Source organism: Pseudomonas sp. yb_2, assembly GCF_043103905.1.
Lineage (GTDB): Bacteria > Pseudomonadota > Gammaproteobacteria > Pseudomonadales > Pseudomonadaceae > Aquipseudomonas > Aquipseudomonas alloputida.
Genome location: NZ_JBICKH010000052.1, coordinates 160,930 through 173,331 on the forward strand (window position 1 = coordinate 160,930; position 12,402 = coordinate 173,331).

At 48.4% G+C, this 12,402-nt stretch carries 10 protein-coding genes; 7 read left to right on the forward strand and 3 right to left on the reverse strand.

Going from position 1 to position 12,402, the window contains the following annotated elements; all coding sequences use genetic code 11:
• The first annotated feature begins 15 nt into the window (after positions 1–15).
• Positions 16–921 (forward strand): hypothetical protein, encoded by a 906-nt coding sequence (locus ACF8FB_RS12700; RefSeq protein WP_392511423.1) that lies wholly within the window; start codon positions 16–18, stop codon positions 919–921.
• 154 nt (positions 922–1,075) lie between these two features.
• On the opposite strand, the gene ACF8FB_RS12705 is transcribed toward ACF8FB_RS12700, so the two are convergent.
• A complete protein-coding gene (locus ACF8FB_RS12705) occupies positions 1,076–1,480 on the reverse strand; it encodes a hypothetical protein (protein ID WP_213660379.1) in 405 nt (134 codons plus the stop codon).
• A 191-nt stretch (positions 1,481–1,671) separates the two neighbouring features.
• Here ACF8FB_RS12705 and ACF8FB_RS12710 point away from each other — a divergent pair, with 191 nt between their 5' ends.
• Positions 1,672–2,229, forward strand: a complete 558-nt coding sequence (locus ACF8FB_RS12710) for a hypothetical protein (protein ID WP_392511425.1) — start codon at positions 1,672–1,674, stop codon at positions 2,227–2,229.
• Between the two features lie 625 nt (positions 2,230–2,854).
• Positions 2,855–3,460: a hypothetical protein gene (locus ACF8FB_RS12715; protein WP_392511426.1), complete on the forward strand. Its 606-nt coding sequence runs from the start codon at positions 2,855–2,857 to the stop codon at positions 3,458–3,460.
• A 557-nt stretch (positions 3,461–4,017) separates the two neighbouring features.
• On the opposite strand, the gene ACF8FB_RS12720 is transcribed toward ACF8FB_RS12715, so the two are convergent.
• Both ACF8FB_RS12720 and ACF8FB_RS12725 read right to left on the reverse strand, forming a co-directional pair.
• Positions 4,018–4,284 carry an antitoxin Xre/MbcA/ParS toxin-binding domain-containing protein gene (locus ACF8FB_RS12720; protein ID WP_213660376.1) on the reverse strand — a complete coding sequence of 89 codons (267 nt, stop codon included), beginning with the start codon at positions 4,282–4,284 and terminating at the stop codon, positions 4,018–4,020.
• Positions 4,285–4,460: 176 nt separating this feature from the next.
• Positions 4,461–4,682, reverse strand: a complete 222-nt coding sequence (locus tag ACF8FB_RS12725) for a helix-turn-helix domain-containing protein (RefSeq protein ID WP_392511427.1) — start codon at positions 4,680–4,682, stop codon at positions 4,461–4,463.
• Between the two features lie 102 nt (positions 4,683–4,784).
• Here ACF8FB_RS12725 and ACF8FB_RS12730 point away from each other — a divergent pair, with 102 nt between their 5' ends.
• From ACF8FB_RS12730 to ACF8FB_RS12745, 4 genes are all read left to right on the forward strand, one after another.
• Complete coding sequence (locus ACF8FB_RS12730; RefSeq protein ID WP_392511428.1) at positions 4,785–5,354, forward strand: hypothetical protein; 570 nt, start codon at positions 4,785–4,787, stop codon at positions 5,352–5,354.
• Complete coding sequence (locus ACF8FB_RS12735; RefSeq protein ID WP_392511430.1) at positions 5,351–6,739, forward strand: DEAD/DEAH box helicase; 1,389 nt, start codon at positions 5,351–5,353, stop codon at positions 6,737–6,739. The genes ACF8FB_RS12730 and ACF8FB_RS12735 overlap by 4 nt, the downstream gene beginning before the upstream one ends.
• A gap of 168 nt (positions 6,740–6,907) precedes the next feature.
• Positions 6,908–8,266, forward strand: a complete 1,359-nt coding sequence (gmtY, locus tag ACF8FB_RS12740) for a gamma-mobile-trio recombinase GmtY (RefSeq protein ID WP_392511431.1) — start codon at positions 6,908–6,910, stop codon at positions 8,264–8,266.
• A 29-nt stretch (positions 8,267–8,295) separates the two neighbouring features.
• Positions 8,296–12,402, forward strand: coding sequence for a VPA1269 family protein (locus tag ACF8FB_RS12745; RefSeq protein WP_392511433.1), 4,107 nt, complete (start codon positions 8,296–8,298; stop codon positions 12,400–12,402).

Genomic DNA, 12,402 nt, shown 5'->3' on the forward strand with positions numbered 1-12,402 from the left:
CAAGGGGTGAAATCAATGCGTAAGCGAATCGCGGAATGGAAGCGAGTTTTTGAGACCGAAGAGAACGCCATCACTAAAGCGTTGAATCAAATGGCGTGGGACATCGCGGCGTATTCATGTGTCGTAGAAATGGTGCGCCAAGCTCCCACGGTCTGCGGCGAAAAACAGCTGAACATTTTGATCATGGACATGCTAGCTAGCGGATTCTGGGCAGGAACCATGCAGGGTATCCGCAGACTCGTAGAGGTCGAACCTATTCGCGGCCCGAGGAGCGTGTGCTCATTAGGTAGCTTAATCGCCGACATCCGCGCCTCGCGTGGAAAGCTCACGCGCCTGGTATACGTCAGGGATATCGCTGAGCTGAATTACAATTACCGCAGCACACACGCCGCTTATGACAAATTCGCCAGTGAGCAACTCCAGCAGGGGAAGCGATCGTACTGGGTGCCCACGAAATACCACTATGAGCTAGCGGTTAAGCGGCACGAGGAGTTCGACTGGCTAAGCGGGGTGAGCGCAGGTGCATCCAGACCGGATGATCTGATACGGATCGAGGTATTCGACATGTTGGAGTCCCGCCTAGGCCGGCTATCTTCCGTCATTGAACATGTGAACGTGGACATCGCACACGCTGCAACTGAGGCTAGTCGGCAAGGGCGCATGTTAGAGCGATGGGGCCTGGCAGATGCCAAGCAAGCTTTGCGTGAAATTGCAGAAATTGCTCAGGTGGTGGGCTCCTGGTTCTGCTACAGCGGCGCCGGCACTGTTTTGCCCTTCGCCGAGTTCGATCAGTTCGCTCATTTGGACAGCCCTCTTTTTCAAGGTGACCGTGCCAAGCTGCAGGAGATATGGACGGACTTTGATCGTGAAGCACAATCATGGCACCTGGTCGATCCCACACAATGGATGCAGAGCCAATAGCCAACACAGAAGAATCAGAAAAGCGCTTGGCCAACCTCGCTCAGATATCCAGCCCCTGCAGGTCCTCGCCAAGACTGTCGACCTCGACGCTCGTTAGCTCATTACGCACAGCTTTGCCAAAAAAACGGATGAACGATTGGCCCGATCAGGGACCTCATGCGTCCTTTGCGCCATATCCTGCATGGCATTTGGGGCATTCCCACTGACCGACAAATCGAAATTCGCTGGCCAGGTCGGTCAAGCGCATCTTGCGCTCATCGCTGTCCCAGCAAGCAGTGCAGAAGCGACCGACTTCGCCTTCAAAGGTATAAACCCCCTCAGAGTTGTAGGTGGGTTTACCTTTGTCTCGCTGCTCAATCACCTGCTTGAGCCTGACTATCTCCTCTTGCGCCAATGCTAATTTCATCTTCAATTCCCCAGACTCAAGCTTCGCATCAGCCAAGGCGCTGTGAAGATCTGCGAGTATCATTTTGAAGTCCGCATCTTCGAGCTTTTTCGAAAGGTCTCGCAGCTTCCCTGACGCCTCAAGCGCCTGCTGAATCAGTGCCATCAAATCCATAGAAATACACCGCCTTGCTTAGTGGTATCGGTTGAGCGCATACAGTTGACGGATTGTAGGTGTGAAATCGAAAAGGGTCGGACCTTTAGCTGCTCAGCCAGCCTGTGCTGGAGGCCGCACCTGATGGCGATCTTGACCACCATCACCGTACCAGCGGAAACTCATCGGCGACTTCAACCTTGGAGCTGATTATGGATGAGTATCGCGACCCGCCTGTACGACTCGACTATTTCCGCTTAGTCAAACGCCTCAACGAACATCTAGCCAGCCTTGGTCAGGAGCGTATAGATGAGGACATGCGGGAAGCATGGGCCGGGTACTTCCAGGAAATGGCCATCACTCAGGACGAAATCGACATTATCGGTCCTTGGTACATTAAGCATTACTCCATAGGTCTCTCGATTCCTTCGCTACGTCAGTACGTGGAGCATCTTCGTAGACACTCCACCTTGCCAGACCAGCGTATCACTGGCGGAACCGAAAGCGATGCGGTGACCATCCTCGAAGCATGCGCAGCACTGGGACTTGATCGATACCGACTTTCCGACGCGCTTTTCCAGGCTGCCGCATTGGTTCATCACGCGGCCTATCGTGTGGATCTTCCAAACATTGATCCAGAAGATATCCGGCAGGAGATAGAGAGCCGCGCACGGCTCGCAGACTACTTCTCTCGTGACATTCTTAATGAGGCCCAGAACGGTGTCGGGGCCGCAGCCAAGCTGGGAAGAACGCTTTTTCCACGTCATTGAGCATCATTTGATGCCCCCATGGTGATGCGCCAGGGCAGGAGGAACAACTTGAGTACCACTCGCGATTTAAGCAAGCCCCTACTAGTGATCGATGGTCCCGACCAAGGCGACTGGCGCGCTTGGCCGAAAGACTCTTTTGTTTCTGTGACGGTGTGGGATAGCAAACGAGTCAGCGAGCAGCCACCGCCGGTCACTTACCGTCTGCGTCACCATGCCCGCCAAGGGCTGGTATGGGCCAGTGGAGATGGAGCGGACCTGAGTGATCCGTCTCAAGCTTGAGTACTAGCATTTGGGTTACATCGTTATCTTGACCACAGTGCCCACCTGACAGAGCAGCTGTCGTATTCGAGCCAGCGAAACCTTAGATAACGTCGCAGGGAGGGCTCGTGAGACCTTCACCTGCCGATAGAGGCATTGCGCTACCGCAACCGAGCCAAGCAGTCGCGATTGATCGGAAAAACAAGCTTCAAAAGCTGAGTGCCGCATACTGCTATCTGCGCTGCGAGAATCCCCGGTGGATTTCAGCCCTCTGATGCAGCGATCTTTAGCCCCTTAGCTGGAGGTGCTTATGAGTACTCCCTTTGCGCGCATCCAAACTAGGTACGAGCCTGCCGCTGGATCGGACATGCCTGAAAACAAGATGGGCTTGATTGCCACCTTGTCGATTGAGGCCAATTCAGACAGGACGATCGACGCGTACCTCGGCGGGCTGCAGATGTACAACGACCTATTCGAGTGGAGGCTGAGCGAGTATCCCCAAAAAGCGCTAGACCTCATTATCGACTGCTTCCTCCCCGCAGAATCGGTACCCCATTCGATTTTGGCGGAAGGCGTTTCTGCAGGCATAATCCGCTCTAGGCTTTTCCAAAGCGGAGACTGGATATCAGCCAAGCAGTGGATTCATCTGGCCTTGTCTTCCAACCCTGGCGTCGAGATAGACCCTGATGAGCTGCTGGCTAATGGGAAGATCTTTTCTCTGCGACCGGGCAAGGTTGATTTTTTCCCTACATATGGCTTAGACGGTAGCAATGGATACCAACCGATTCACGGGCTTTGCGATGTGTTGTCGGTGCTATCTGCTCGGATGAATGACTGGTCAATCGCAGCATGGTTCCAGTCCGAAAATCCCTATCTTGGCGGTGTCGCACCGAAAGCACTGCTAGCGTCTGCACAAGACAAGGTGCTGGCCGCAGCGAAGGTAAAACCTAGGCGGAATCGTGTCAGCAGATAATCGTATCCAGATCCTGCGCAAGGACTTAGGGCGATTCTAGACCTGGTGCCCCTGGCCAATGGATTTTTGAATGCGCTCCGCCATATGCGTACGAGACGTTCGACGCCTGCAGCCCTACGCAACAGCCGAATGGCGCCTCAAGGAATATAAGATGAGAAGTGAATATGCACTCCCAAGCCCCAACATCCAACGACCTCTCTTCCGCGATTGCTACTCGACATTGATCAGGGCAGTTGATGCGCAGTATGACGTACGAGGCTATTTGCTGTCGGAACTTGTGAAGCTGTGCCTAAAGAATCGAGCGATAATCCCGCTTGCCAAGCGCCACTACTACGAACGCTGTGTTCGGGCGGAAGCCATAACGTATTTGGAGCAACTTACGACTCATCTGCTATTCGGCCCTAATGGACGATTCTCGCCCGACGAATATCGATACAGTCAAAATTGATATTTTTTAGACTTCCGCTCTAGGGTGAAAGTCGATTGAATTCCATTCAACATCAAGCGAAATTATCGCTGAATCCTGTCAACCTAAGCTATCCAAACAGTACAAAAAGTTAGCAGTAAACGCCGTATTCGATTCGCAGTAAAAAATCTTGTACTTGCTCAAATCCGGAAGGACTAACAAGCAACGTACAAGGTGAAATCCGGCCAAGGCCCAACGATTCTTCACACATCCAGCGCGTCGCAAGCGTTCGCCGTCCAAGCACTCGTTGAGCCTCGGACAAGATCCATGCTTTTCGCCATTCGTAATAGCGCTGACCTACGCCCCAACATCCGAATTGAGCATCCTCGCGAGGGCCGATGAGTCGAGTCGTTATCATTGCCAAAGCTCCTCAAGGCCAGATTAAAAAGCCCTAGAAGCAGCATGTTAACTCAGATAGGACCGGACCCAGAAGCTTGGAGCGAGCGTCACCTTGACGGTGTTTCTCAACGGGCAAGGAGGCATGCAGATGGAGGAAGACGTCAGCCGCTCGACTCCACCCAACCCGAATGCAACCTAGTCGCATAGGCCTGTGGGCAGAAGCGATTGCGGGGAGCATTTCAGCTCAGTCGCAATTCTGTAGAGCTTCTCAATAGTCAGATTCACTTCCCCTCTCTCTATCCGCCCTATGTAGCTCCGATCCATCTGGCACGCGAAAGCTAAAGCGTCTTGCGAAATGCCGACCATCATTCTCTGCTCTCGGACTTTGCGTCCTAGAGCCCTCGCCAACTTTTGCATATCCGCCTCGGTGTACATAAGGCGGGACTATCAGCGTTTGCGAGTTGATCGGCGACGGATTATAATCCGCATTTGAGGTATTTCTGCTAGCTAGGTGCCTGTATGAAACCGTCTTCATTCGCTCTCGACAGGCACGTCTACGAGCTCTTGCAAAGTGGCGAGCTAGACAGCTTCACCTGTCGCGGCCTTCGAGACGCCTATGCCCAGTCATTTGGCGTAGCTCGCGAGCATACCTCTGATCTCCGGCGCTATATTTTCAGGCAGATCCTCCGCCTCGAAAGGATCGAATGGGTAGTACGAGACCCAGAAAAGCGCGGCCGCGACCAGCTCTATCACCTCCAGAATCTGCCGGCGTCAATCACCCTCCGCTTGATTGACGAGGGGTATCAATCCGTCGCCCCTCGCACCGCAGTACCTGCGATCGACACCGAAAAAGGTGTGTCGACCAACGAGCACACAGCTCGACGACTCCAGGCAATGGTCAAAGAAACTCGCTTGGACTTCCTCACCTCAATGGGCGAAGCGGAAAGATACAAGCAACTGTTGGATGACCTGCCACACCTTCACTCGAAGCTGGAAAACGATTATGTGGAAGCGAGAGATCGTAGCTCCCGCCTGCTAGGTCATCTTAAAGCGGTTGAAAAAACCCTGAAAATACTAGGAATTGAATGAGCAGCATTCTAAGAGAGTGGCAGAAATTATGTATCGAAAGAGCACTAAGGCACTTCCTGGTAAATAAACATTTCTTTTGCCAAGCAACGCCAGGAGCAGGCAAGACGAGGATGGCTGGTGAGTTGGCAAAAGAGCTGCTCAACAAAAACGCTATCGATCTCGTGCTGTGCTTCGCACCTTCCTGCCAAGTAGTCGATGGCTTCCGGAATACGCTCTCAAAAATACTTGGGCGTCGAATGGATGGATATGTTGGAGCAATTGGTGATGCTTGTACTTACCAAGGCATGGATGCGAAAGGTGAAGAGTTTTGGGAACTATTCCAACAGTATCGGGTTCTTGCTATATTTGACGAAATTCATCACTGCGCAGGTTATGATCTTAAAACCAGCAACAACTGGGGATCGACGATCATATCCAAAATACAAAATCAAGCTACATTCACTTTGTCACTTTCAGGCACGCCCTGGAGAACAGATGATAAGGCTATTGCACTAGGGCGGTATTCAGCGCCGACAAGAACGTTGACCTGCGATTATCGCTATGGACTTCAGCAAGCCATTGTCGACAGTGTTTGCAGATCCCCCAGAATAACCTTGATTGACAATCATAATCTGCAGTTGATCCAAAAAAAACAACAAAATCGACAAGTATCTAATTTTGATAATTTTGCTCATTTGCTTGACAGCTCACCCCTTTGCTTCGAAGACATCCTCTGGAATGAAGATATAATAGATCACATGCTCGATCTAGGCTGTAGAAAATTAGCCCAACTGAGGAAAAGAAACCCATCTGCTGCTGGGCTTATCGTTGCAACAGACACTAATCACGCGAAGTTAATCGAGAGCAAGCTCCTAAGCCGTGGCGAAAACTGCCGCGTAGCTACGACAAAAACTGGTAGCGCGCAAGATAACATTAACGAGTTCAGATCCGGTATTGGCTGCTGGATTATTGCGGTCGGCATGATTAGCGAAGGCACTGACATTCCACGGTTGCAAGTATGCTGTTATCTTAGTCGCATTCGGACTGAACTGCATTACCGTCAGGTCCTAGGTAGAATTCTTAGGCGAACGGGGATCAATGATGATCAAGCATGGTTGTTTGTGATAGCTGAGCCTTCACTTATAGATTACTCGCGCCGTATCTCCGAGGATCTGCCTCAAGACTTAGCTGTTGTTAGCAGGAAGACAGCACCCCGACTTGAGGAGCAAAAGGCTTTAATAGGCTGGAAAAACAATAACATCGATAATTGGTCGACTTTCAAATCCGATAATGATCTGCCGTCCAAGGTGGATTACCTTGTAACAGTTCCACGCTTGCTCTCGCCCACGACATACGAATTGGGCGTATCGTCACAGTTTCGATCAGAGCTATTAGAGATATTATAAAAATAGACGAGAGCGAACCTATAGAACCAACAAACCGATTCAATTGCGTATACCACGACTTATACTAGACTATGAGTACTGCTGTGTGCACACTCGCTCTCAATTGGTTTCAGAAAACCGCGAAGCGAACCTGCACATCACCCAAACGATAGTTGCCAGGTATTTGCAATGGCTTACGTCATAAAAATTAAAGCACTTTACCAAAACGACCAAACCGGCCGAACCATAAAGCTCCCTGCATTATTGACCGAAAGCGGAATATTAATATCACACCTTCGCTACCTCGCTCATCACAGCAAGAAGAGTTCGTCCTGGAAAGAGAAGTCCACGCAAGCCATCAAGCTACTAATAGAGTACATTAATGCTAACAAGGGTTTATTCAGGAAAACAACAAAGCTTCTCGCATCATTTGTAAGGGCGCTAGTAGAAGGCACAGTAGATCCAAAAACCCTAAAAGATCCCTCCCACCTTTTTTGGCTACCAAGATCTAGCGAACACTGTTCAGACCTCCTGTTCCTAATTACAGACTACACGGATTGGCTTACGCGCCAAAGCGACTTCAAAATAAAAACCGCAAATCCTTTCAGGCAAGCCACCTCTACGGAACAGCGAATGAACTGGTGCGCCTTTCATCACAAACGAAATAGAATCTTTTTGAATCATCTTGTGGATCCGGTCAAACACGCCGAAGCGTTAAGCACCATTCGCGAAGTACAAGGACCACAGCGCCATCCTGAAAATATTGCACCTGCAAAAAGATTTCCTGAAGACAAAATTGATCTCTTGCTGAAGCAGGGATTTATTGTTCCAAACGCCAAAAACTTCGACATGCCGATCCCTGACTACAAGGGCCAGGCTTTAACGCTGCTGATGCACTATGGAGGGTTACGTAAGTCTGAAGCACTGCACCTTTACTTGTCAGATATTATTCTAGACACAAAAAATAACGATGCCATTGTAAGGGTTTATCATCCATCCAGTGGGAAGTCACCTGACGAGCAATATCTTAACAGAAAGCAATTTCTGGCAGTACACTACGGACTATTGCCTCGAACTGAATACCTGAAATCAGAACGACTGCATTTGGGATGGAAGAACCCAGTACTTGACAACAAGGATGGCTACTTCTCTGTTCAATTCTTCCCTACCCATAAAGCGGCAGAATTCTTGGATATATGGATCAAATACTTAAAACATCAGCGCGTTGACCCAAATCCGGCCCAAGACCACCCATATGCATTCACAAACTCACAGGGAGAGCCTGAAACGCTAAAAAATGCTCAACGCCTGCACAAATCTGCTGTCGAGCGAATTGGCTTACTGCACAGAAAAATAGTTGGCACAAGTGAGCACGGGCATCGACACAGCTATGGGTACAGGTTACGAGAACACGGATTTAATCAAATTGAAATCCAGAAAGCAATGCACCATAAAAGTCCAGACTCTTGCTTGGTGTATATTCAACCAACACATGAAGAAATACGAGAAAAAATGTCAGCAAGCCACAAAGCAGTCTATGCTGAATAGACACATACTTCCATTTGAGGCGAGATCAAATGCCGAGAGCGGACAAATATCAAACCTTAGCCGAAGTTAGAGTCGCAATTGAGAAACTCGGCATTAAAAATAGCACGGACTATAGGCTTCGCCGAAAAGAGGATTCGAAGCTCCCGGCATGCCCAAATGAAGTTTATGCTATCGAATGGATTTCATGGTACGAGTTATGCGGAAATAAAAAACCAATTGAGAAATACCCAACACTAGCAGAGGCTAGAATCGCAGTTAGACAGCTCTCCATAAAAAGCAACGTTGAATATCATCGTTTCTACAAGAAAGATCCGAAACTACCATCCAATCCCGAACTAGAATATGCGCATGAGTGGAGCTCATGGTACGATTTGTGCGGCACACGAAAGCCATCGAAAAAATATCAAACATTGATACAGGCCAAAGCTGCCGTCAGACAGCTCGGAATCAAAAACAGCAGAGCCTACAGACTTCGCTGGCAAGAAGATCCCATGCTTCCGGCCAATCCTTATATTGATTACGCCAGCGAATGGCTCTCATGGTACGATTTTTGTGGGAGTGAACGGCCTGTAGAGAAATATCTAACACTTGAAGAAGCACGCGAGGCCGTAGTTCGCCTGGGCATTTGGACTATAGCCCAATATCAGACCGACCACTTTAAAGACCCAAAACTCCCGAGCGACATGCGCTTCTATCCAGATTTCATGGGCTGGTCAGCATTCATCGGCAGAAGTAGTTCTAAAGATTTCTACCAAACGCTCAGCGCAGCAAGCAGAGCTGCGTTGGCGCTCGGCATTAATAACTACCACCAATACACGACGCTAAAAAGGTATAAGGAAGACCCAAAACTTCCTGCAAACCCTAGCACTATTTACCCCGAGTGGCAGAACTGGAATCACTTCTTGGGAACAAGTCACTCTACCCCACCTTATGAAAGTTATGAGTTAGCTTCTGCAGCGGCTGTTTCCCTGGGCATTAAATACTCAACTGAATATTTCAATCGCCGCGATGAGGACCCGAAACTACCTATTGACCCCAAATACAAATACAAAGACAAATGGGAGGGTTGGGTCCAATTTCTCCACCCAGGCAAAACAAGAAAAGCATATGATACATTTAATGAAGCGAGATCTGCAGCCCGCAACATGAAATGTCACTCACGAAAAGACTATTACAATAGATTCAAACATGACTGGCGCCTGCGAAGAGATCCAACTTGTGTTTATCCGGATCAATGGACATCATGGAAGGACTATCTAGATCTAACTGAACAGTATGACACTTTATATGAGGTTCGCGAAGCAGCACAAAGGTTGGGCATTAGCACAAAACGGCAGTACGAATTCAATTACCACAAAGACCCACGACTTCCAAGCAACCCAGAACAATTCAAGGGCGAATGGAAATCGTGGATCCATTTTTTATTACCACTCAACTACAATTGCCTTGATGACATTAGGGCAGCGGTAATTAAGCTTGACATAAAAGACAGTCAGGATTATCGGAACCGCTATAAAGAATATCCACCTCTGCCCGCTCACCCTGAACGGGTATTTAAAGACGAATGGAAAAGCTGGTACGACCTATGCTCGATCAGGACATTTTACACTTACGATGAAACAATAAATATCATTCACCCTCTTAATCTCACATCTATAAAAGAGTATCAAAAATATGTAAAGTCTTCAGGAGACAATAGATTACCAGGCACTCCAGATAAGGTGTACCATAGAGAATGGACCACCTCATATGCTTTTCTCGGAAAGGCGGAACCTTTTTCAGAAAGCTCTGTAGACCCTGACCATTCGAAGTGGCTTGAAGATCTAAATCGCTTCAAAAAAGAGGCTCGCGGGGGCCGAATAAAACAGATATCAATTTGCCGCTTTTTGGCGACCTATATACAAGCAAATGGATTGGGAACAACGCCCGGAGAGTTTCTTTCAAACAAACACACAGACCTACAACACTTTAAAAAATATGTTACCGCTACAATTCAAGAACCCAATAGACGTAGCTTCGTCATGGCAATCAACGAATTCCTGCGTTTTATCATACGTGAGGATTTTACGCTTGAAGATGACGAAACCGGCGAGCTAATAATTGCAGAAGGCATAAGCAATCCATTACGTGGTAGTGAAATCGAATACTCAGCCTCGGCCAATAACAGTAGCCCTGGTGAAACGGCCAAACCAGCTTTGGCTTATCAATATGTTGCAGCCGTGCAAAAATGGATAGCTCCAGACACTGCAACCAGCTTCTCTGATTTAACCCACCTTCATAGTTTCGATGCCGACTGGGTCGAGATTGATGTTGATGCTTTCCCCTTAGATCGTAATGATCCCGATCTAGTCACACGATGGATTGGCGGAAAGTTTAAAGCTTGGTTCCCGATGTATTGGATGCAAGTACTTACCCTCGTTTCAGTCCCGTCCAGAGGTAGGCAAATTGCATATTGCGATTCAGGCGAAGGCGACGCTTACATTCCCGTTTGTCATGATGGCAAGGTCGTCTGGACTGAAAATGAAGCCCCGCTTGCAGGAATAACAAAAGATCAGGGCTTCATAAAACGTTACCCTGGCGACCATTGCGGCATGTTCGTCACGAGCAATAAGAGTAGCATTGGATACAGGGGGTATAGCGTGCCATGGTTTCCCCCTCATCTGATTCCGTGGATAATTAAACTCCGTCGGTGGCAGGAAAAATATAATCCAATATCGCGTCCGATGCCATGGATTGAATGCACTCGAACTAACTTAAATGAAAGCCAGCGCATTGCAAAAGGTGCCAACTGCTTCTTGTTTCGGCTCTTTGGTGCTGAAGAGCCAGGATCGCCGACAAATTTACTAACCCCACGGCTTGCAGCCGCACTGTATCACTCGCAGCCTCGGGATTTACCTTTAGCTACGCTGTCAGGGCCAAAAGAAAAACTAACCTGCTATTCTTCTATATACACTCCGCACAGCATGAGGGTAAGCCTTATCACGGCCTACGTCCATGAATTCGGGCTACCAATTGAGATCACAATGAAGATTGCTGGCCACTCTTCAGTCGTCATGAATTTGTACTATGTAAAGATCGGTAGCGTTGAACTGCAGCGTCGATTTACTGAGGGTGAGAAACACGCGCTACAAAATCAAGCCTTTGTTGCGCAGAGTATGATTGAGCAAGGTAGGATCGACCAAATCAAAGGGCAGTTAGTAGCAAACAGCAAAGATGCCCTTGAATTAATATACAGACAAAAGTCTCCTGGCAGCTATTTGTTTCGTGATTACGGTTTTTGTCCATATGCTGGGGCTAGGTGCGATGACGGAGGGTCGCTCGGAAAAGGTGATATCTGGCACCCAGTACCGGCCGGATACCTAGGTAGTCAGAATTGCATAAGGTGTCGCCACTTCGTAACCGGACCTGCATTCATAGGTGGCCTATTAGCTTTGGGCAATGAAATATCACTGGAAGTAAATCTTCAATTTGCAAGATATGACGAACTTCAAAATAAAGCTGAAGAGCTGAGATCTGAAATTGATAACCATGACGAACTGGAATATGAATTAATCAAGTCGGGAGGGCACTTTGAGGGTCGAGACCTAGGGCTAGAAGTCAAACATCGAAAAGTGCTTGCCGAAGCGGAAAGCGCAGCTAAAAAGCTTGACGTCTTGATTTGTGATGTACAGGCTAGCGCTAGCCTTATAAAACAGATCGAGCAGGTGACTATTATAAAATCCGAATCGACCCCACAAGACTCACTCATGCTTATTGTACAAGAGGGTCACGAACTTAGGTTCGCGCTTGAGGAAACCACTCACTTTCATCAGTTAAGCGAAGTTTGCGAAAATGCCGAGATATATGAATGCGCCTCGGCCAACTCCGCATTAACGGCAAGATCGCAACTATTGGACAAAATGCTAGAAAACAATGAATCTCCGCAGCGAATGTTCAGACTGAACAAAGATCAGCAACTTTTGGTTGGCAATCAAATCGCAAGATTATTGATATCCAGACTCAGAAGCTGGGAACGAATCGACTCACTAATCGAAGGAAGATTTAGGCTTGCTGAACTGGTTGGCCTTGAGAGCATTTCACTTAAAGAGATTAGTGAAGTCTTCATGAGCAAAGGCAATAGCTTACCTCAGGTTTAA

Excerpts from the sequence above, each read along its gene's own strand:
- ACF8FB_RS12725 (WP_392511427.1), bottom strand. The coding sequence starts at position 4,682 with ATGCAAAAGTTGGCGAGGGCTCTAGGACGCAAAGTCCGAGAGCAGAGA.
- ACF8FB_RS12730 (WP_392511428.1), top strand. The coding sequence starts at position 4,785 with ATGAAACCGTCTTCATTCGCTCTCGACAGGCACGTCTACGAGCTCTTG.
- ACF8FB_RS12720 (WP_213660376.1), bottom strand. The coding sequence starts at position 4,284 with ATGATAACGACTCGACTCATCGGCCCTCGCGAGGATGCTCAATTCGGA.
- ACF8FB_RS12715 (WP_392511426.1), top strand. The coding sequence starts at position 2,855 with ATGCCTGAAAACAAGATGGGCTTGATTGCCACCTTGTCGATTGAGGCC.
- ACF8FB_RS12710 (WP_392511425.1), top strand. The coding sequence starts at position 1,672 with ATGGATGAGTATCGCGACCCGCCTGTACGACTCGACTATTTCCGCTTA.
- gmtY (WP_392511431.1), top strand. The coding sequence starts at position 6,908 with ATGGCTTACGTCATAAAAATTAAAGCACTTTACCAAAACGACCAAACC.
- ACF8FB_RS12745 (WP_392511433.1), top strand. The coding sequence starts at position 8,296 with ATGCCGAGAGCGGACAAATATCAAACCTTAGCCGAAGTTAGAGTCGCA.
- ACF8FB_RS12735 (WP_392511430.1), top strand. The coding sequence starts at position 5,351 with ATGAGCAGCATTCTAAGAGAGTGGCAGAAATTATGTATCGAAAGAGCA.
- ACF8FB_RS12705 (WP_213660379.1), bottom strand. The coding sequence starts at position 1,480 with ATGGATTTGATGGCACTGATTCAGCAGGCGCTTGAGGCGTCAGGGAAG.
- ACF8FB_RS12700 (WP_392511423.1), top strand. The coding sequence starts at position 16 with ATGCGTAAGCGAATCGCGGAATGGAAGCGAGTTTTTGAGACCGAAGAG.